The sequence below is a fragment of the Streptomyces sp. NPDC007929 genome, assembly GCF_042959065.1.
Classification (GTDB): domain Bacteria; phylum Actinomycetota; class Actinomycetes; order Streptomycetales; family Streptomycetaceae; genus Streptomyces.
The window spans coordinates 46,811-66,149 of sequence record NZ_JBIBKD010000018.1; the positions used below are offsets into that span (position 1 = coordinate 46,811).

A 19,339-nucleotide genomic window follows, 5' to 3' on the forward strand; every position below is an offset into this window, starting at 1 on the left:
CGAACAGTACCGGCCCCGGTCGAACAGCAGGGCGCCACGTCACCACTCCGCCACGGCGACATCGTTGCACCCAAGATCGGCATCCCATACGTTCCGTTTTGCAGCGGATTGTCGTACTCGCGCCCGGAGCCGCCCATGCCCGCACAGCCCGTCTCCTCCGCACCCCCCGCCCCACAAGCGACCACACCGGTCCACGAACCGCGCCGGGAGGACTGCCCCTGGTGCGGCTCCGACCGGCTGCGCAACCGGCTGCGCACCGGTGACCTGCGGCAGTACAAGCCGGGCAGCTTCACCGTCGACTCCTGCCGGGAGTGCGGGCACACCTTCCAGAACCCCCGCCTCACCGTGGAGGGCCTGGCCCTCTACCACCGGACCGTGCGCGGGGCGCCCAGGGACCCGGCGAGCGACGGCCTCCTCGCCCTGCGCGGCAGCCCGCGCCGGCACCGCTCGGCCGCCCGCGCGATGCTGCGCTGCGGCGAGCCGGAGAGCTGGCTCGACGTCGGCACCGGCCACGCCCGCTTCCCCGCCACCGCCCGGCAGTTCTTCCCCTACACCGCCTTCGACGGCCTGGACCCCACCCCGCGCGTGGTCCGCGCCCGCACCGCCGAGCGCGTCGAGGAAGCCCACGTCGGCCGCCTCACCGACCCCCGGATCGCCGCCCCGCTGCGCGCCCGCTACGACGTGGTCAGCATGCTCCACCACCTGGAGGGCACCCCCGACCCCCGGGCCGAACTCCGGGCCGCCCTCCGCGTCCTGCGCCCCGGCGGCCACCTGCTCATCGAGACCCTGAGCCCGCGCAGCGTCTTCGCCGCCCTGCTGGGCCGCTGGTGGCTCCCCTACGACCAGCCGCGCCACCTCCACCTGCTGCCCCCGCAGAACGTCCGCGCGGAACTGGAGGCGGCCGGCTGCACGATCCTGACGCTGGACCACCGCCCGGTCCACGTCCCCCACGACCTCGCGGGCGCCACCTCCCTGGCCCTCTCGCACGCCCTGCCGGCCCCGGACACCCCCTGGCGGGCGATCCCCCCGCCCCCCGTGCAGCGGCACACCCGCGCGGCCCTGCTCCGCGCGGGCATCCCCCTGGTCGCCGTGGCGGCGCTGGCCGACCAGCTCATCGCCCCGGTGACCCGCCGCACCCGCTTCGCGAACACCTACCGGGTGATCGCCCGCACCGCCCCGTAGACCCGACGGTGGTCCTGCCGCGCCCCGGTCAGCCCCGCAGGACCACCGCCTGCCCCGCCACCACCAGCAGCACGTGCTCGCACTCGGCCGCGAACCCCGCGTTCAGCCGCCCGAGTTCATCGCGATAGCGCCGCCCCGACGCCGTCGACGGCACGATCCCCGACCCCACCTCGTTCGACACGGCCACCACCGTCCGCCGGGTGCCCCGCACCGCCTCGGTGAGCTCCAGCACCCGCTCCCGCAGGGCCTTCTCGCCCCGCTCCGCCCACACCGCGTCGTCCCACGCCCCGACGGAGTCCATCGCGTCCGTCAGCCACAACGACAGACAGTCGACCAGCAGCGGCGGCCCCTCCTCCGTCAGCAACGGCACCAGATCGCAGGTCTCGACCGTCTGCCACGAACCCGGCCGCCGCTCCCGGTGCGCCGCCACCCGCGAGGACCACTCCGTGTCCCCGTTGCGCGATCCGCCCGTCGCCACGTACAGCACGTCCGGGAAGGCCTCCAGCCGCCGCTCGGCCTCCACCGACTTGCCCGAACGGGCCCCGCCCAGCACCAGCGTCCGGCGCGGCACGTCCGGCACGTCCTCGTACGCCCCCACCGCCAGCGTCACCCCGTCCGGTACGGCCCGCGCCCCGGCCGCCGCGAGCCGCCGCCCGAGCTCGGGGCCGGGCGGCACGTCGTGGTCCAGATGGACGGCGAGCACGTCGGTCGTCGGCCCGATCGCCCCCACCGCCCGCAGCTTCGCCAGCGCGTCCGGCCGCCCCACCACGTCCGCGAGCACCATGTCGTACGACTCGGCCGGCTCCGCCAGACCCGCGGGCGCCCCGCCCGGCGGCAGATACAACAGCCGCTGCCCCTCCGGCCCGGTCACCGCGTACCCGGTGCCCGGCGCGTCCAGCGCCACCGCCCGCACCCGGTGCCCCGTCAGCAGCGTCAACTCCCGCCCGTCCGGAACCCGTCCGGGCTGCGGCAGCCCCGCGGGCACCTCGACCGCGGGACCGTTGTGCGGATGCGACAACAGCACCTGCCGCACGCCGGTCAGGGAACGGCCCGCCCGCGCAGCGGCGAACGCCGCGCCCGGTGTCAGGTCGAGCAGCAGCGCCCCGTCCACGAGCAACGCGGTGGCCGCCCGCGCGTCCGGCCCGAGAGCGGCCGCACAGGCCGCGCAGGGACAGTCGGGGCGGGGCAGACCCGCGGGGGCACCGGTGCCGAGCAGAGTAAGTTCCACGCCCCGATTCTGACCCGTGAGCATGAGACATGCGTGATGGAGACGCCCCCGAAGGGGCGCGGGCCGTGTCGATGTGCGGCTCCGCCGCGCGGGCGCGACCGGCCCACCACGATCTGTAACGCCCCACCCGGCGGAGCGCTTACGCTCTGAGAGGGGGCCGGACCAAGATCCGGCTTTTCGCTGTGCAGTGTGCTCACACATGGGAGGCGTACATGGCGGCATGGACGTGGCGGTTCGAGAAGACCGACGGGACGGAGGTCCAGCCCGCGGTGCCGCCGGAGGAGTTCCCCACCCAGGGGGACGCCGAGTCCTGGATCGGAGAGCACTGGAAGGCCCTTCAGGAGGGCGGCGCCGACCAGGTGCGGCTGTTCGAGGACGTCACGGAGATCTACGGGCCGATGAGCCTGCACGCGGCCGAGGCGTGAGCCCGGTGGGCGGGGGCCGACGGCCCTCGCCCACACCCCCTCCTCCGCGGATCAGCCGCGTACCCCGCACAGGTGCAGCAGCGCGGCCACCCCGCGGTACGGATCGGTCCGCCCGGCCTTCTCCTCCACCGCGAGCAGCGTCTCCACGTCGTCCGGGGCCTCGGCGCCGTCCGCCGCCGTGTCGGTGAACACCCGCACCCCGTACCAGGCGTGCAGCGGCGCCCCGATCCCCGCGAGCGTCGCCGTCAGGTCCTTCAGCCGGTCGGCCCGTACGTCGAGCCCGAGCCGGTTCCGGTAGGCGACCGTGTCGAAGGCCGCCAGCGCCGCGGACCAGTCGCCGGACAGGCCCGGCCGGATCGCGAGCGCGTCCCCGTTGCGCACGAGCAGCGACAGCAGCCCGCCCGGCGCGAGCATCCGGGCGAGGCCCGCCAGCAGCGGGTCGGGCTCCTCGACGTACATGAGGACGCCGTGGCACAGCACGACGTCGAAGCTGCCCGGCAGGAAGTGCACGCCGGTGTCCCGGCCGTCGCCCTCGATGATCCGCATCCGCTCCCGGATGCCCTCCGGTTCCCCGGCGAGGGACTCCCGGGCCACGGCGACCATCGTGGCGTCCTGCTCCAGACCGGTCACCTGGTGCCCGGCCCGGGCCAGCCGCAGCGCCTGGGTGCCCTGGCCCATCCCCACGTCCAGCACCCGCAGGCGCTTGCCGACCGGGAACCGGCCGACTATCTGCTCGTCCAGCTGGCGGGCCACCAGCTCCTGCCGGACGACATCGCGCAGCCCGCCCAGCTTGTCCAGCCAGGCATCCGCCGCACCCCCGGAGAACGGCGTCGTGGTCAGGGCCGCTCTCCGCGCTTGACCTGGGGCTTCGGCAGCCGGAGCCGGCGCATCTGGAGGGAGCGCATCAGGGCGTAGGCGACGGCGCCGCGCTTGTTCTCACCCGCGAAGCGCTCGTTCAGCTGCTTCTTCAGACGGAAGGACGTGACGAACGAGTCGAGCACGATCAGCACGATCACCACGAGCCACAGCAGCAGCGCGACGTTCTGCAGCGCGGCCACCCGCACCATGCTCAGCACGAGGATGACCACGGCCATCGGCAGGAAGAACTCCGCGATGTTGAACCGCGAGTCCACGAAGTCGCGCGCGAACCGGCGGACCGGCCCCTTGTCACGCGCGGGCAGATAGCGCTCGTCGCCGCTCGCCAGCGCCTGGCGCTGCCGCTCCATCGCGGTACGGCGCTCCTCGCGCTGTCGCTTGGCGGCCTCCTTGCGCGTCATCGACGTGTTGGCCACGCTGCGGCGCGAGGACTGGGCCTGGCTGCGCTTGGGCGTGGGGCGGCCCTTGGGGGCCTCGGGGTGACGGGGCTGACTGGAGTCGGTCACCGGCGCCTTGACGGCGTCCTGGGCCTTCTCATCCTTCGCACGGCTTCGGAACACAAAACCCAAGGGTAAGGGCTTCCGGGCATGGACCCCAGCCCCGTGGGGAACGATCCGGCAACACCAGTCGTCTGTAAGGGGACAGAGGGGACGTTGTGTACGCCTCCGGAGGATTCCGGGGTGCACGGCTCCGGTGACCCCGGGGACCACCTACTCCCTACGCCGGAGCGGGAGCGTACGCAGTCGTCCTTGGGGATGAGCGCATCCGTCCCCGAACAGTGCGGTAATGGATGCAGGGCCCGTACTGTGGGTTCTGTCGCAGGAGCAGCTGCCGGAGTCGGTCAGAAGGGGGCGCGCGAAGCCCATGAGCGGTGTCATGAAGCGTATGGGGATGATCTTCCGCGCGAAGGCGAACAAGGCCCTTGACCGGGCCGAGGACCCGCGCGAAACCCTCGATTACTCGTACCAGAAGCAGCTGGAGCTGCTCCAGAAGGTCCGCCGCGGGGTCGCCGACGTGGCGACCAGCCGCAAGCGCCTGGAACTGCAGCTGAACCAGCTGCAGTCGCAGTCCGGCAAGCTGGAGGACCAGGGCCGCAAGGCGCTCGCGCTGGGCCGTGAGGACCTGGCCCGGGAGGCGCTCTCCCGCCGCGCCGCCCTCCAGCAGCAGGTGACCGACCTGGAGACCCAGCACGCGACGCTCCAGGGCGAGGAGGAGAAGCTCACCCTCGCGGCCCAGCGGCTCCAGGCCAAGGTCGACGCCTTCCGCACGAAGAAGGAGACGATCAAGGCGACGTACACGGCGGCGCAGGCGCAGACCCGGATCGGCGAGGCCTTCTCCGGCATCTCCGAGGAGATGGGCGACGTCGGCCTGGCCATCCAGCGCGCCGAGGACAAGACCGCCCAGCTCCAGGCCCGCGCCGGCGCGATCGACGAGCTGCTCGCCTCCGGCGCCCTCGACGACCCCTCCGGCATGCACAAGGACGACATCCAGGCCGAGCTGGACCGGCTCTCCGGTGGTACGGATGTAGAGCTGGAGCTGCAGCGCATGAAGGCCGAGCTGGCCGGCGGGCCGAGCGGCGGACAGCAGGCCATCGAGGGCGGCTCCGACGGGCAGCAGGCCCAGCAGCAGCCGCAGGACACTCCGCGCTTCGACAAGCAGTAGGGGTCCACGCCTAGGAGGGCGACATGATCGTACGGATCATGGGGGAGGGCCAGGTGAGGCTGGCCGACGGCCACCTCGCCGAGCTGAACGAGCTGGACGACGAACTCCTCGCGGAGATGGAGAAGGGCGACGGCCCCGGCTTCCGCCGCACCCTCCAGGCCCTCCTGTCCAGGGTCCGCGACCTCGGCGACCCCCTCCCGGACGACTCCCTGGAACCGTCGGAACTGATCCTGCCGTCCCCCGACGCGACCCTGGAGGAGGTCCGGGAGCTGCTCAGCGACGACGGCTTGATCCCAGGCTGACCCCGATGCGGGCATGCGTGCCGCTAGGGGCGGCACGGGTGGGCGCAGCGGCACCCCGCTCCGCCGGGTTGCGCCAACGCCCCGACCTCAGCCCCAGCGCCCGGCACCTCACACACCCCCAGACGGCCCGGCTACCGTAAACACCCGTGAGCACCCTCGCGCGGGCCAGACACCAGGCCAAAGCGCACCCCCTGGCCCTGGACGCCGTCCTGGCCGCCGCCGTCCTGGTCTGCATGGTCGCCGGCTCCTTCGTGGAACCCCGGCACCGCGACAGCGTCAACTGGGTCCTGCGCACCCCCGACCCCCTCAGCCTCGTCCTCATGACCCTCGGCGCCGCGGCCCTGGTCTTCCGCCGCCGCGCCCCCATGGCGGTCCTCGCCCTCACCGGCACCCTGTCCGTCATCGAGTCCGTCACCGGCGACCCCCGCGCCCCCGTCGCGATGTCCGCGGTGATCGCCCTCTACACCGTCGCCTCCACCACCGACCGCCCCACCACCTGGCGGGTCGGCCTGCTCACCATGACCGTGCTGACCGGCGCCGCCATGGCCGCCGGACCACTGCCCTGGTACGCCCAGGAGAACCTCGGCATCTTCGCCTGGACCGGCATCGGCGCCACCGCCGGTGACGCCGTCCGCAGCCGCCGCGCCTTCGTCCAGGCCATCCGGGAACGCGCGGAGCGGGCCGAGCGCACCCGCGAGGAGGAGGCCCGCCGCCGGGTCGCCGAGGAACGGCTGCGCATCGCCCGGGACCTGCACGACGTGGTCGCCCATCACATCGCCCTGGTCAACGTGCAGGCCGGGGTCGCGGCCCACGTGATGGACAAGCGCCCCGACCAGGCCAAGGAGGCCCTCGCACACGTCCGCGAGGCCAGCCGCTCCGCGCTGGGCGAGCTCCGCGCCACCGTCGGCCTGCTCCGGCAGTCCGGCGACCCGGAGGCCCCCACCGAACCCGCCCCGGGCCTGGACCGCCTCGACGAACTCACCGGCACCTTCCGCAACGCCGGACTGCACGTCGAGGTGGCCCGCGCCGACCAGGGCACCACCCTTCCCGCCGCCGTCGACCTGGCCGCCTACCGGATCATCCAGGAGGCCCTCACCAACGTGCAGAAGCACGCCGGGCCCCGGGCCAGGGCCGAGATCAGCGTCGTACGCGTCGGACCGAACATCGAGATCACCGTGCTCGACGACGGCAGCGGCGAGAACGAGACCCAGGACAGCGGCGGCGGCCACGGGCTGCTCGGCATGCGCGAGCGCGTCAGCGCCCTGCGCGGCACCCTCACCACCGGTCCCCGCTACGGCGGCGGCTTCCGCGTCCATGCGATCCTGCCGCTCAAGAACCGCACACCGACCGGGGAGGACCCCGCATGACCATCCGTGTCCTGCTCGCCGACGACCAGGCGCTGCTGCGCAGCGCCTTTCGCGTGCTCGTCGACTCCGAGCCCGACATGGAGGTGGTCGGCGAGGCGTCCGACGGCGCGGAAGCGGTCCGGCTGTCGAAGGAGCAGCGCGCCGACGTCGTGCTGATGGACATCCGCATGCCGGGCACCGACGGTCTCGCCGCGACCCGCATGATCAGCGCCGACCCCGAGCTCGCCGACGTCCGGGTGGTGATCCTGACGACGTTCGAGGTCGACGACTACGTCGTGCAGTCGCTGCGGGCGGGCGCCTCCGGCTTCCTCGGCAAGGGCTCCGAGCCCGAGGAACTGCTGAACGCCATCCGGATCGCGGCCGGTGGGCAGGCCCTGCTCTCCCCGGCGGCCACCACCGGTCTGATCGCCCGGTTCCTCGCCACGGACGACCCGGCCGACGGCGACCGCGACCCGGCCCGCGGCGAACGGCTCGACTCGCTCACCGTCCGGGAGCGCGAGGTGCTGGTCCAGGTCGCCGGAGGGCACTCCAACGACGAGATCGCCGAGCGCCTCGAAGTCAGTCCGCTGACGGTGAAGACGCATGTCAACCGGGCCATGGCCAAGCTCGGCGCCCGGGACCGCGCCCAGCTCGTCGTCACCGCGTACGAATCCGGTCTGGTCCGCCCAAGGGTGGAGTGAGCTCGACCCGGGCGTACTGCGGCCGGAGTATGCGCCGCATAAGGATTTGGACCTGGGGGCTACGAAACCCGCTTCCCGCATGACTCAGGGTGTAAAGGCGGGCGCTCGTCCGCGCGTCCGCTGCCGCTTCTGCCGCTAAACAGAAGAGAGACCCTCACCCATGTCCTGGCTGTCCAGGTTCAGCCTCGCGCAACGGGCCTTGATCGGGCTGATGTCGATCATCGCGCTCGTCTTCGGGGCGATCGCGATACCCCAGCTCAAGCAGCAGCTGCTGCCCACCATCGAACTGCCCATGGTGTCCGTACTGGCGCCGTACCAGGGTGCGTCCCCGGACGTGGTCGAGAAGCAGGTCGTCGAGCCCATCGAGGACAGCCTCGAAGCCGTCGACGGCATCAGCGGCGTCACCTCCACCGCCAGCGAGGGCAACGCCGTGATCATGGCGTCCTTCGACTACGGCAGCGGCACCGAGCAGCTGGTCGCCGACGTTCAGCAGGCCGTCAACCGGGCCCGCGTCCAGCTCCCGGACGACGTCGACCCGCAGGTCGTCGCCGGTTCCACGGACGACATCCCCACCGTCGTCCTCGCCGTCACCTCCGGCCGCGACCAGCAGGCCCTGGCCGACCAGCTCGACAAGACCGTCGTGCCGGACCTCAAGAGCATCGACGGCGTCGGCCAGGTCACCGTCGACGGGGTGCGCGACCTCCAGGTCACCGTCACCCCCGACGACGCGAAGCTCGCCAAGGCGGGCCTGACCTCGCTGTCCGTCTCCGAGGCGCTCAAGGCCGGCGGCGCCACCGTCCCGGCGGGCTCCTTCGACGAGGACGGCGCCAACCGCACCGTCCAGGTCGGCGGCGGTCTCACCTCGCTGAAGCAGATCCAGGACCTGATGGTCACGGGCGAGCCCGGCAAGGGCAAGCCGGTGCGCCTCGGCGACGTGGCCACGGTGAAGCAGCAGGAGGCCCCGGCCGACTCCATCACCCGTACCGACGGCAAGCCCAGCCTCGCCGTCGCCGTCACCATGGACCGCGACGGCAGCGCGGTCGCCATCTCCGACGCCGTCCAGGACAAGCTCCCCGAGCTGCGCAAGGACCTCGGCTCGGGCGCCACCCTCACCGTCGTCAGCGACCAGGGCCCGGCGGTCTCGAAGTCCATCAAGGGCCTGACCACCGAGGGCGCGCTCGGTCTGCTCTTCGCCGTCCTGGTGATCCTGGTCTTCCTGGCGTCGATCCGCTCCACCCTCGTGACCGCGGTGTCCATCCCGCTGTCGGTGGTCCTCGCCCTGATCGTGCTGTGGACGCGCGACCTGTCGCTGAACGTCCTGACGCTGGGCGCCCTGACCATCGCCATCGGCCGGGTCGTCGACGACTCGATCGTGGTCCTGGAGAACATCAAGCGCCACCTCGGCTACGGCGAGGAGCGTCACTCGGCGATCCTCCAGGCGGTCCGTGAAGTCGCCGGCGCGGTGACGTCCTCGACGCTCACCACCGTCGCGGTGTTCCTGCCGATCGGCCTGGTCGGCGGCATGGTGGGCGAGCTGTTCGGCTCGTTCAGCCTGACCGTGACGGCCGCCCTGCTCGCGTCGCTCCTGGTCTCCCTGACGGTCGTGCCGGTCCTGTCGTACTGGTTCCTGCGCCCGCCCAAGGGCACCCCGGAGGACGCGGCCGAGGCCCGCCGGATCGCCGAGGAGAAGGAGGCCAAGAGCCGCCTCCAGCGCATCTACGTCCCGGTCCTGCGGTTCGCGACCCGCCGCCGGCTCACCAGCGTCGCCCTCGCGATCGTCGTACTCGTCGGCACGTTCGGCATGGCGCCGCTGCTGAAGACGAACTTCTTCGACCAGGGCGAGGTCGAGGTCCTCACGGTCAAGCAGGAGCTGAAGCCCGGCACCAGCCTGGCGGCCACCGACGTCCAGGCGAAGAAGGTCGAGCGGCTGCTCGCCGACACCGAGGGCGTGAAGGACTACCAGGTCACCATCGGCTCGTCCGGCTTCCTGGCCGCCTTCGGCGGCGGCACGGACACCAACCAGGCCTCGTACCAGGTGATGCTGGAGGACTCGGCCTCCGCCGAGAACGTCCAGGACGGCATCGAGAAGGGCCTGGCCGGGCTGAAGGGCATCGGCACCACCACCATCACCGCCGGCGACGGCTTCGGCGCCCAGGACCTCAGCGTGGTGGTGAAGGCCGCCGACGCCGACGTGCTGCGTACGGCGTCGGAGGAGGTCCGCAAGACGGTCGCCTCGCTCGACGACGTCACGGACGTCACCAGCGACCTCTCGCAGAGCGTGCCGCGCATCTCGGTCAAGGCCAACGCCAAGGCGGCCGCGGCCGGGTTCAACGACCAGACCCTCGGCGGCGCCGTCGCCCAGGCCGTGCGCGGCACCCCGGCGGCCAAGGCGGTCCTGGACGACACCGAGCGCGATGTCGTCATCCGCTCGGCCGAGCCCGCCACCACCCTGAAGCAGCTGAAGGACCTGCGCCTGGGCGCGGCGGTGAAGCTCGGCGACATCGCCACCGTCAAGCTGGTCGACGGCCCGGTCTCCATGACCCGCATCGACGGCCAGCGCGCGGCCACCATCACCGCCAAGCCGGTCGGCGACAACACCGGCGCGGTCAGCACCAAGCTCCAGAGCGAGATCGACGCGCTGAAGCTCCCGGACGGCGCCACGGCGTCGATCGGCGGTGTCTCCGAGGACCAGGACGAGGCGTTCGCCAACCTGGGCCTGGCGATGCTGGCGGCCATCGCGATCGTCTTCATGCTGCTGGTCGGCACCTTCCGGTCGCTGGTCCAGCCGCTGATCCTGCTGGTCTCCATCCCATTCGCCGCCACCGGCGCGATCGGCCTGCTGCTGGCCACCGGCACCCCGATGGGCGTCCCGGCCATGATCGGCATGCTGATGCTGATCGGCATCGTGGTGACGAACGCGATCGTGCTGATCGACCTGATCAACCAGTACCGCAAGCAGGGGTACGGCGTCGTCGAGGCGGTGATCGAGGGCGGCCGGCACCGGCTGCGCCCGATCCTCATGACCGCCCTGGCGACGATCTTCGCCCTGCTGCCGATGGCCCTCGGCATCACCGGCGAGGGCGGCTTCATCGCCCAGCCGCTGGCCGTGGTCGTGATCGGCGGCCTGGTGACGTCGACGCTGCTCACCCTGCTCCTCGTCCCGACGCTGTACGCGATGCTCGAACTCCGCAAGGAGCGCCGGGCGAAGAAGCGAGCGGCGAAGAAGGGCCTGCCGGTCCAGGAGGAGACCGCGCAGGAGCCGGAGCCGGCGCAGGTCTGACCCCGTAGGACGACGAAGGCCCACCCGGACTTCCGGGTGGGCCTTCGCTCTGCGCGGGGGCCGTTACGGCAGCGCCAGCATCCGCTCCAGGGCCAGCTTCGCGAAGGCCTCCGTCTCCTTGTCCACCTCGATGCGGTTGACCAGGTTGCCCTCGGCCAGGGACTCCAGGGTCCAGACCAGGTGGGGGAGGTCGATGCGGTTCATGGTCGAGCAGAAGCAGACCGTCTTGTCGAGGAAGACGATCTCCTTGCCCTCGGGCGCGAAACGGTTCGCCAGGCGGCGGACCAGGTTCAGCTCCGTGCCGATGGCCCACTTGGATCCGGCCGGGGCCGCCTCCAGGGCCTTGATGATGTACTCGGTCGAACCGACGTAGTCGGCGGCGGCCACGACCTCGTGCTTGCACTCGGGGTGGACCAGGACGTTCACGCCGGGGATGCGCTCGCGCACGTCGTTGACGGAGTCCAGGCTGAAGCGGCCGTGCACCGAGCAGTGGCCGCGCCACAGGATCATCTTCGCCGCGCGCAGCTGGTCGGCCGTCAGCCCGCCGTTCGGCTTGTGCGGGTTGTAGACGACGCAGTCCTCCAGGGACATGCCCATGTCCCGGACGGCGGTGTTGCGGCCGAGGTGCTGGTCAGGCAGGAAGAGGACCTTTGTTGCCGAAGGCTCCCCCTGCTCGAAGGCCCAGTCCAGGGCGCGCTTGGCGTTGGACGAGGTGCAGATCGTGCCGCCGTGCTTCCCCGTGAACGCCTTGATGTCCGCGGAGGAGTTCATGTACGAGACGGGCACGACCTGCTCGGCTATGCCGGCCTCGGTCAGCACGTCCCAGCACTCGGCGACCTGCTCGGCCGTCGCCATGTCGGCCATCGAGCAGCCGGCGGCGAGGTCGGGCAGCACGACCTTCTGGTCCTCGGAGGTCAGGATGTCCGCGGACTCCGCCATGAAGTGCACGCCGCAGAAGACGATGTACTCGGCCTCCGGGCGGGCGGCGGCGTCCCGGGCCAGCTTGAAGGAGTCACCGGTCACATCGGCGAACTGGATGACCTCGTCGCGCTGGTAGTGGTGGCCGAGCACGAAGACCTTGTCCCCGAGCTTCTCCTTCGCCTTACGGGCACGCTCCACCAGGTCCGGGTCGGACGGCGAGGGCAGGTCGCCGGGACACTCCACACCGCGCTCGCTCCTCGGGTCGGCCTCACGGCCGAGGAGCAGCAGGGCGAGGGGCGTCGGCTGTACGTCGAGCTCCTGGGTCTGGGCGGTGGTCACGACACGCACCCTTTCTGTTTCTGCGACTTTTCGTCGATTTGACGCTATCTATCATAACCGCTTCACGTCACTTTGACGATGGCCATAGCGTCTGTGTGACGTGAATCCCCGTCGGCCGCCGTTCATTCCCGGAAGACCCCGAAAGAGACGTTTTCCGGTTCCGGGCGCGTGTGCGAGCATGAAAAGGAGCCGAGATCGAGCGCCCGGCCCGGAATGAATCCGCGGCCCCGCCGGTTGCAACCGTCGGCAAGCAGTCTCCGTACAACCCGGGAGAGATGTAGATGTCCGTATCGGACGAGACCAGCACCGTCACCGACGGCATCATCCTGACCGACGCCGCCGCGTCCAAGGTCAAGGCGCTGCTCGACCAGGAAGGCCGCGAAGACCTCGCGCTGCGGGTCGCCGTCCAGCCCGGCGGTTGCTCAGGCCTGCGCTACCAGCTCTTCTTCGACGAGCGCGCCCTCGACGGCGACGTCGAGAAGGACTTCGGCGGTGTGAAGGTGGTCACCGACCGCATGAGCGCCCCGTACCTGGGCGGTGCCACGATCGACTTCGTGGACACCATCGAGAAGCAGGGCTTCACGATCGACAACCCGAACGCGACGGGCTCCTGCGCCTGCGGCGACTCCTTCAGCTGAGCCTGCCGAGCCGCTCCGGCGGCCGCGGACACGAGGCCGCCACGGCGGCAGCGAACACGACGAAGGCGGCGGCCCCCTCCGACGGGGCCGCCGCCTTCGCGCCGTCTGCCGCTCCTACCGCTCCCGCGTCGGGGGAGCGGGCAGCCGCGCACCCTCCTTGGCCAGCGGCACCGCCTCGCCGTCCTCGTTCACGACGGCCCGGTCACCGAGCGGCTCGTCGAGCCGCACGGTCTTCTGGAACTGCTTGGCGATCATCACGCAGACCTTGTCCGGCCACGGGGTCGACGTCACCGAGACCGTCACCTCGTCGCCCTTCTCGCTCGCCTTCACGTCGTAGTCGGCGCACACCCCGCCCGTGAAGGTCACCGTCAGCTCCGAGCCCTCGGCCCGGTAGCCGTCCACCTCCACCTCGCGCGGCCCGGGAGCCGAGGTCGGCCGGTCACTCGGCTCGCTCGGCTCGGGGGAGGCCAGGTACTTCGGCTCCACCGCCGGGTACGTCACCGTGAACGGGTCCTTCGCACCCGGCGCCGTCACCTCGAACAGCCAGGACGGCACCAGCGCCTGCCGTCCGTCCACGACGTGCGCGGCCAGCCCGAACACCGCGCCCTTCACCGTCACCGTGTCCTGCCCGGAGGCATCGCCCGACGGCTGCTCACAGGGCTGCTCCAGACGGTCCTCCAGCGGCACGGGACTGGCGCAGCCACCGATGCCCATCCGGGGGTCGCTCTTCGGCTGCCCGTTCATCAGCTCCAGCGCCTTCTCCGCGCCGACCACCGGGTACGTGTCGCTCTCCACCGGCGTCTTCAGCTGTCCGCTGCCGCCGACGACCTCGCCGTCCGAGCCCACATTGATCCCGGTCGTCCAGCCGTGCGTGGGCAGCCCGCCCACCTCGGGAGCGGCGTTCACCACCCGCTGGGCCCCCATGACCTGGCTCGCGTCACGCTTCGCGTCGTCCTGACCCACGGCCTTCAGCACGGGCGCCGCGGCCTTCTCGGCCGCCTCCTCGCTCACCGGTGTGCCGCCGTCCTTCGGGGCGGTGCAGGTCTCGGTGCCCTTGCAGTTGTCGGTGCCCGGGGCGTACCGGCTGAACGTCCAGGACCCCGGCGCCTGCCGGTTCACCTCCAGGCTCGGCCCCGACCCGTCCTGGCCGCCGATCTTCCATGCCTCGCCCTGCGCCACCGGCGTCCCCTCGACCCCGAGGGCCTTCGCCAGCCGGGCCACGTCCGCCTTGGTGACCTCGCCCCGCGCCCGGTACACCGGCGCCGTGGCGGGACCCTCCGGCAGCGGGCCGCCGACCCGGTAGGTGGCGCCGTAGGGGTTGGGCTCGCCGGGCGCGATGCCGTTGCCGCCGTCCGCCGTGGACTCCGAGTAGCCGTCGAGCGCGAGCTGCGGGGGAGTGTCGTCCCCGCCGGGCGAACCGGAGGTGGTACCGCCGCCGGACCCGCTCGACGCGTTGGAGGCGAGCCAGGCCCCGCCACCGCCGATCAGCAGCACGGCGGCGGCGACGGAGGCGATGATCGCGGGCGTACGGGGGCGTCCGGCGCCGGGGTGGCCCAGGTCCTGGTCGGGGCGTACGTCGTGTTCGGGGCGTACGTCGTGTTCGGGGAGGGGGAGGTCACCGGCCGGCTCCACAGCCGCGGCCGCCGACTCGCCGTCGGGTGAGGCGTCGGCGGCCGGCGAGTCCTCACCCGGCGCCTCGGAAGACCCGGGAGTCCCGGACGCCTCGGCGGCCTCTACGGGCTCAGCAGTCTCTTCGGGCTCGACGACCTCAGCAGTCTTCTCCGGCTCAGCAGTCTCTTCGGGCTTGACGGCCTCAGCAGTCCTTTCAGGCTCGACGGCCTCCGCGGCCCCAGCAGTCTTTTCGGTCTCGGCAGCCTCCACGGGCTCAGCAGCCCCTTCAGCCCCCGCCGCCCCTTCAGGCTCCGCGGTCTCCGGTGACCCCCCGGTCTCCGCCGGGGTCGCGGCGTCCGCCGTACCCGGCTCCTCGACCTCCGGGGCGTCGGCGCGGGCGCCCGCTTCCCTGGCGTCGTCGTCGTTGTCGGGTCGCTCGGTGTTCACCGCATCGCTCCTTCGGCTGCACAGCTGTCCCATGGGACCCGGCCCGTCACCTACGGGCCCGCTGGTGGGTCGTATCCCGCCTCCCCTTTACGGGGGACAGCGATGGGACGCAGCGGGGGAGCTCACGGTTCCCGCGTGTGCGCCGTTCAGTCTCCGTAGTCCTCCATGGCGTCGAGCAGCCGCGCCGACGCCGGGGGCACCGACACGCCGTGGATGAGAGCCGGGGAGACCGGCCGGGAAGCGATCCGGGGGACCGCCCAGTGCGGAGCCATCCGCGCCCCGTCACCCGCCAGCGAGGCCAGGTCACCCTCCAGGTCGACCGGAACGGGGGCGTGGACCTTGAGGTTCGTCATATCGGCACCGTATGCATGGTCGAGGTCACCGAGAAAGATCTACTATCGGGTAGTTTCGTTGCCTTCAGAGACGCCCCGCCCACCCGATAGCGTGAACCGTCAAGGTCCGCCTCCCCCCCAGGAGAGTCCACGCCGTGCGCATCGCAGTCTCCGGCTCCATCGCCACCGACCACCTCATGACCTTCCCCGGCCGCTTCGCCGACCAGTTCGTAGCGGACCAAATGCACACGGTCTCGCTGTCGTTCCTGGTCGACCAGCTCGACGTCCGTCGCGGCGGCGTCGCCGCGAACATCGCCTTCGGCATGGGACAGCTCGGCACCCGGCCGATCCTGGTCGGCGCCGCGGGCGCGGACTTCGACGAGTACCGGGCCTGGCTGGAGCGGCACGGCGTCGACACCGACTCGGTCCGCATCTCCGACACGCTGCACACCGCCCGCTTCGTGTGCACGACCGACGCCGACCACAACCAGATCGGCTCCTTCTACACCGGGGCCATGAGCGAGGCCCGCCTCATCGAGCTGAAGACCGTCGCCGACCGCGTCGGCGGTCTCGACCTGGTCTGCATCGGCGCCGACGACCCGGAGGCCATGCTCCGCCACACCGAGGAGTGCCGCTCCCGGTCCATCCCGTTCGCCGCCGACTTCTCCCAGCAGATCGCCCGGATGGACGGCGAGGAGATCCGCATCCTGCTGGACGGGGCGACGTACCTCTTCTCCAACGAGTACGAGAAGGGCCTCATCGAGACCAAGACCGGCTGGAACGACGCGGAGATCCTGTCCCGCGTGGGCCACCGGGTGACCACCCTCGGCGCGCGCGGTGTGCGCATCGAGCGGGCGGGCGAGGACCCGATCGAGGTCGGCACGCCGGACGAGGAGCGCAAGGCCGACCCCACGGGCGTCGGCGACGCCTTCCGCGCGGGCTTCATGTCGGGCCTGGCCTGGGGCGTCTCCCTGGAGCGCGCCGCCCAGGTCGGCTGCATGCTGGCGACCCTCGTCATCGAGACGGTGGGGACGCAGGAGTACCAGCTGCGGCGCGCGCACTTCATGGAGCGGTTCACCAAGGCGTACGGGGACGAGGCGGCTACCGAGGTTCAGGGGTATCTGACCTGACCGTCGCCGTGTGCGGGTGCGTGGGGGGCTGGTCGCGCAGTTCCCCGCGCCCCTGGGTTGCTCAGCTCGCCCGGCGGATCAGGAACGCCCTGCCCTTGTCCGCCGGCTCCTCGCCCACGTACTCCTGATTTCTCATCTCGCACCATGCCGGGATGTCCAGGCGGGCCGCCTCGTCGTCCGACAGCACCCGGACCAGGCCGCCCACGGGGACGTCACCGATGACCTTGGCCAGCTCGATCACCGGGATCGGGCAGCGCTTGCCGAGGGAGTCGACGACCAGGATGTTCTCCTCGCGGACCACCTCCGAGGCGGCCGGCGCGCCGAGCTTCTCCCGCACGGCCGACACGGCCCGGGGAAGGACGGTCAGGAACCTCTCCACATCCTCCTCGGCCGCCCCGAACGGCAGTGAAACCCGCACATTTCCCTCACTCAGCACGCCCATCGCCCGCAGCACATGGCTCGGCGTCAGCGTGCTGCTCGTGCAGGACGACCCGGACGAGACCGAGAACCCCTCCCGGTCCAGCTCGTGCAGCAGCGCCTCTCCGTCGACATAGAGACAGGAGAAGGTGACGACCCCGGGCAGCCGGCGCACCGGGTGGCCCACCACCTCGACGTCGGGCACCAGCCGCGGCACCCGTGCCCGGATCCGGTCCGTCAGCTCGCGCAGCCGCGCCGCCTCCCCGGCCGCCTCGGCCCGTACGGCCCGCAGCGACGCGGCCGCCGCCACGATCGCCGGGACGTTCTCGAAACCGGGCGCCCGCCCCGACTCCCGCTCGTCCACCGGCCCTTGCGGAGCGAACCGCACCCCCTTGCGGACGGCGAGCAGCCCGACCCCGGACGGTCCGCCCCATTTGTGCGCACTGGCCGTGAGCAGCGACCAGTCGCCCTCCACCGGCCCCCACCCCAGCGACTGCGCCGCGTCCACCAGCAACGGCACCCCGGCCGCGCGGCACACCCCGGCCACCGCCGCGACCGGCTGCTCGGTCCCCACCTCGTGATTGGCCGACTGCAGACACGCCAGAGCGGTGTCCGCGCGCAGCGCATCGCCGTAGGCCACCGGGTCGGCCAACCCCGTGCGGTCCACGGCGACCTGGGTGACGGAGCCCCCCTGCGACTCGTGTACTTCGGCCGAATGGAGTACCGAAGAGTGTTCGACCGCTGACACGATCAGGTGGCGCCCGACCCGCCGCCGCCCGGCCAACGCCCCCGCGATCCCCGCGTGCACGGCACGAGTCCCCGACGAGGTGAAAGTCAACTCGTCCGCCCGGCACCCCACCGCCTCGGCCGCGGCCTCCCGCGCCGCGTCCAGCAGCATCCGGGCCCGCCGCCCCTCCTTGTACAGACGCGCGGGATCCGCCCACCCCTCGTCGAGGGAGGCCAGCAGAGCCTGCCGGGCAACAGGATGAAGAGGAGCGCTGGAAGCAGCATCGAAGTAGGGCACACCTCAACGCTAGAACGCCCGGCACTGAGACGTCCCCAAAGGGGCGCGGGGAACTGCGCGAACAACCACAAACAACCCGCAGCCGCCAATTCAGCGAACCCCCCGGGTGAGTAGCCCCCCCTCCCCGAGAACCCCCGGAGGGCGTCGGCTAGGGTTTGGTCCGCATAAACATCCAAACCCCTGCCCGACGCAGGGCCGCGACCGACCAGCGAGAAGGCCAGGCCGCAGCCGATCCGCGCGGGCGAGACTCTCGGGAAGGCGCTACGTGAGTCCCAACGGCTCCGACCGCTCGCCGCGGCGCCCGATGCGGCGGAAGCTGCTGCAGGCACTGACCGCGGGCCTGGTCTTGGCGACAGCCACCGGTTGCTCGTACAACTGGGAAGACTTCCCCCGCCTTGGTATGCCCACCCCGACCACGGAAGAGGCTCCCCGGATCCTCTCCCTGTGGCAGGGTTCCTGGGCGGCTGCGCTCGCCGTCGGCGTGCTGGTGTGGGGTCTGATCCTGTGGAGTGCTTTCTTCCACCGGCGCAGCCGCACCAAGGTCGAAGTTCCTCCGCAGACCCGGTACAACATGCCCATCGAGGCGCTGTACACCGTGGTTCCGCTCATCATCGTCTCGGTGCTGTTCTACTTCACCGCTCGTGACGAGTCCGAGCTGCTCAGCCTCAAGAAGAAGCCCGACGTCACGGTCAACGTGGTCGGCTTCCAGTGGAGCTGGTGCTTCAACTACATCGAGCCGGTCGCCGGTTCCACCGGGGACGCCAAGACCTCGAAGGACCTGGACGCGATCCCGGACCGGTTCAAGAAGGACTTCCCGGCCGACGCCGGTGGCGTCTACGACTGCGGCACCCCCGGTACGCGGAACCCGCAGACGGGCAACCCGGGCCCGACCCTGTGGCTGCCCAAGGGCAAGACGGTCCGCTTCGTCCTCACCTCGCGCGACGTCATCCACTCCTTCTGGGTGGTGCCGTTCCTGATGAAGCAGGACGTCATCCCGGGCCACACCAACGCCTTCGAGGTGACCCCCAACAAGGAGGGCACCTTCATGGGCAAGTGCGCCGAGCTCTGCGGCGTCGACCACTCTCGGATGCTGTTCAACGTGAAGGTCGTCTCCCCCGAGCGCTACGAGCAGCACCTCAAGGACCTCGTGGACAAGCAGCAGAACGGTTACGTTCCTGCCGGCATCGCGCAGACGAGCCACGAGAAGAACCGGGAGACGAACAACCTGTGAGCATCCTCAACGAACCCCAGGGTGCCGCGGCAGCAGGGTCCCACTACCAGGACGAGCTGCCGGTCAGGCGCCAGAACCGCGGCAGTGTCGTGGTCAAGTGGCTGACGACGACAGACCACAAGACGATCGGCACGATGTACCTCGCCACGTCTTTCGCGTTCTTCGTCATCGGTGGCGTGATGGCGCTGTTCATGCGCGCCGAGCTGGCCCGTCCGGGTCTGCAGATCATGTCGAACGAGCAGTTCAA

At 71.5% G+C, this 19,339-nt stretch carries 17 protein-coding genes and 1 pseudogene; 11 read left to right on the top strand and 7 right to left on the bottom strand.

What is annotated here, in order from left to right; translation table 11 throughout:
* Positions 1–135: 135 nt before the first annotated feature.
* Positions 136–1,182, top strand: a complete 1,047-nt coding sequence (locus tag ACFZDE_RS37505; RefSeq protein WP_391212605.1) for a methyltransferase domain-containing protein — start codon at positions 136–138, stop codon at positions 1,180–1,182.
* Between the two features lie 28 nt (positions 1,183–1,210).
* Here ACFZDE_RS37505 and ACFZDE_RS37510 read toward each other — a convergent pair whose 3' ends face one another.
* Positions 1,211–2,410 carry a bifunctional adenosylcobinamide kinase/adenosylcobinamide-phosphate guanylyltransferase gene (locus ACFZDE_RS37510; protein ID WP_390997921.1) on the bottom strand — a complete coding sequence of 400 codons (1,200 nt, stop codon included), beginning with the start codon at positions 2,408–2,410 and terminating at the stop codon, positions 1,211–1,213.
* 212 nt (positions 2,411–2,622) lie between these two features.
* On the opposite strand from ACFZDE_RS37510, the gene ACFZDE_RS37515 reads away from it, so the two are divergent.
* A complete protein-coding gene (locus ACFZDE_RS37515) occupies positions 2,623–2,835 on the top strand; it encodes a hypothetical protein (protein WP_030837510.1) in 213 nt (70 codons plus the stop codon).
* Between the two features lie 51 nt (positions 2,836–2,886).
* Here ACFZDE_RS37515 and ACFZDE_RS37520 read toward each other — a convergent pair whose 3' ends face one another.
* Both ACFZDE_RS37520 and ACFZDE_RS37525 read right to left on the bottom strand, forming a co-directional pair.
* Positions 2,887–3,588, bottom strand: coding sequence for a methyltransferase domain-containing protein (locus tag ACFZDE_RS37520; RefSeq protein ID WP_391212621.1), 702 nt, complete (start codon positions 3,586–3,588; stop codon positions 2,887–2,889).
* An 83-nt stretch (positions 3,589–3,671) separates the two neighbouring features.
* Positions 3,672–4,271 carry a DUF3043 domain-containing protein gene (locus ACFZDE_RS37525; RefSeq protein WP_390997928.1) on the bottom strand — a complete coding sequence of 200 codons (600 nt, stop codon included), beginning with the start codon at positions 4,269–4,271 and terminating at the stop codon, positions 3,672–3,674.
* A gap of 316 nt (positions 4,272–4,587) precedes the next feature.
* On the opposite strand from ACFZDE_RS37525, the gene ACFZDE_RS37530 reads away from it, so the two are divergent.
* The 5 genes from ACFZDE_RS37530 to ACFZDE_RS37550 all read left to right on the top strand — a co-directional run bounded on the left by ACFZDE_RS37530 (position 4,588) and on the right by ACFZDE_RS37550 (position 11,002).
* Positions 4,588–5,373 carry a PspA/IM30 family protein gene (locus ACFZDE_RS37530; RefSeq protein WP_390997931.1) on the top strand — a complete coding sequence of 262 codons (786 nt, stop codon included), beginning with the start codon at positions 4,588–4,590 and terminating at the stop codon, positions 5,371–5,373.
* Positions 5,374–5,396: 23 nt separating this feature from the next.
* Positions 5,397–5,675, top strand: a complete 279-nt coding sequence (locus ACFZDE_RS37535; RefSeq protein WP_391212632.1) for a hypothetical protein — start codon at positions 5,397–5,399, stop codon at positions 5,673–5,675.
* Between the two features lie 146 nt (positions 5,676–5,821).
* Positions 5,822–7,042 (top strand): histidine kinase, encoded by a 1,221-nt coding sequence (locus tag ACFZDE_RS37540; protein WP_390997936.1) that lies wholly within the window; start codon positions 5,822–5,824, stop codon positions 7,040–7,042.
* On the top strand, positions 7,039–7,722 hold the full coding sequence (locus tag ACFZDE_RS37545; protein WP_390997938.1) for a response regulator: 684 nt from the start codon (positions 7,039–7,041) through the stop codon (positions 7,720–7,722). The genes ACFZDE_RS37540 and ACFZDE_RS37545 overlap by 4 nt, the downstream gene beginning before the upstream one ends.
* Positions 7,723–7,882: 160 nt before the next feature.
* Positions 7,883–11,002 carry an efflux RND transporter permease subunit gene (locus ACFZDE_RS37550; RefSeq protein WP_391212655.1) on the top strand — a complete coding sequence of 1,040 codons (3,120 nt, stop codon included), beginning with the start codon at positions 7,883–7,885 and terminating at the stop codon, positions 11,000–11,002.
* Positions 11,003–11,065: 63 nt separating this feature from the next.
* Here the strand turns inward: ACFZDE_RS37550 and nadA are convergent, their stop codons facing one another.
* Entirely contained in the window at positions 11,066–12,262 is a 1,197-nt protein-coding gene (gene nadA / locus ACFZDE_RS37555) for a quinolinate synthase NadA (RefSeq protein ID WP_390997944.1), read from the bottom strand.
* A 281-nt stretch (positions 12,263–12,543) separates the two neighbouring features.
* On the opposite strand from nadA, the gene ACFZDE_RS37560 reads away from it, so the two are divergent.
* Positions 12,544–12,900: an iron-sulfur cluster assembly accessory protein gene (locus ACFZDE_RS37560; RefSeq protein ID WP_031109243.1), complete on the top strand. Its 357-nt coding sequence runs from the start codon at positions 12,544–12,546 to the stop codon at positions 12,898–12,900.
* Positions 12,901–13,014: 114 nt separating this feature from the next.
* Here ACFZDE_RS37560 and ACFZDE_RS37565 read toward each other — a convergent pair whose 3' ends face one another.
* Together ACFZDE_RS37565 and ACFZDE_RS37570 are read right to left on the bottom strand one after the other, a co-directional pair.
* A complete protein-coding gene (locus tag ACFZDE_RS37565; protein WP_391212670.1) occupies positions 13,015–14,958 on the bottom strand; it encodes a hypothetical protein in 1,944 nt (647 codons plus the stop codon).
* A 146-nt stretch (positions 14,959–15,104) separates the two neighbouring features.
* Positions 15,105–15,311: a hypothetical protein gene (locus ACFZDE_RS37570; RefSeq protein ID WP_391212675.1), complete on the bottom strand. Its 207-nt coding sequence runs from the start codon at positions 15,309–15,311 to the stop codon at positions 15,105–15,107.
* Between the two features lie 134 nt (positions 15,312–15,445).
* On the opposite strand from ACFZDE_RS37570, the gene ACFZDE_RS37575 reads away from it, so the two are divergent.
* The gene (locus ACFZDE_RS37575) at positions 15,446–16,420 is read left to right on the top strand and encodes a PfkB family carbohydrate kinase (RefSeq protein ID WP_391212682.1); all 975 of its coding nucleotides are present in this window, start codon (positions 15,446–15,448) and stop codon (positions 16,418–16,420) included.
* A gap of 61 nt (positions 16,421–16,481) precedes the next feature.
* Here the strand turns inward: ACFZDE_RS37575 and ACFZDE_RS37580 are convergent, their stop codons facing one another.
* Entirely contained in the window at positions 16,482–17,861 is a 1,380-nt protein-coding gene (locus tag ACFZDE_RS37580; RefSeq protein WP_391212693.1) for an aminotransferase class V-fold PLP-dependent enzyme, read from the bottom strand.
* Between the two features lie 265 nt (positions 17,862–18,126).
* On the opposite strand from ACFZDE_RS37580, the gene coxB reads away from it, so the two are divergent.
* Both coxB and ACFZDE_RS37590 read left to right on the top strand, forming a co-directional pair.
* Entirely contained in the window at positions 18,127–19,092 is a 966-nt protein-coding gene (gene coxB / locus ACFZDE_RS37585; RefSeq protein WP_390997956.1) for a cytochrome c oxidase subunit II, read from the top strand.
* A pseudogene (locus ACFZDE_RS37590) lies at positions 19,089–19,339 on the top strand (cytochrome ubiquinol oxidase subunit I); the annotation flags it as partial. The gene coxB and the pseudogene ACFZDE_RS37590, both read left to right, overlap by 4 nt.

Excerpts from the sequence above, each read along its gene's own strand:
- ACFZDE_RS37505 (WP_391212605.1), top strand. The coding sequence starts at position 136 with ATGCCCGCACAGCCCGTCTCCTCCGCACCCCCCGCCCCACAAGCGACC.
- ACFZDE_RS37515 (WP_030837510.1), top strand. The coding sequence starts at position 2,623 with ATGGCGGCATGGACGTGGCGGTTCGAGAAGACCGACGGGACGGAGGTC.
- ACFZDE_RS37530 (WP_390997931.1), top strand. The coding sequence starts at position 4,588 with ATGAAGCGTATGGGGATGATCTTCCGCGCGAAGGCGAACAAGGCCCTT.
- ACFZDE_RS37535 (WP_391212632.1), top strand. The coding sequence starts at position 5,397 with ATGATCGTACGGATCATGGGGGAGGGCCAGGTGAGGCTGGCCGACGGC.
- ACFZDE_RS37545 (WP_390997938.1), top strand. The coding sequence starts at position 7,039 with ATGACCATCCGTGTCCTGCTCGCCGACGACCAGGCGCTGCTGCGCAGC.
- ACFZDE_RS37550 (WP_391212655.1), top strand. The coding sequence starts at position 7,883 with ATGTCCTGGCTGTCCAGGTTCAGCCTCGCGCAACGGGCCTTGATCGGG.
- ACFZDE_RS37560 (WP_031109243.1), top strand. The coding sequence starts at position 12,544 with ATGTCCGTATCGGACGAGACCAGCACCGTCACCGACGGCATCATCCTG.
- ACFZDE_RS37570 (WP_391212675.1), bottom strand. The coding sequence starts at position 15,311 with ATGACGAACCTCAAGGTCCACGCCCCCGTTCCGGTCGACCTGGAGGGT.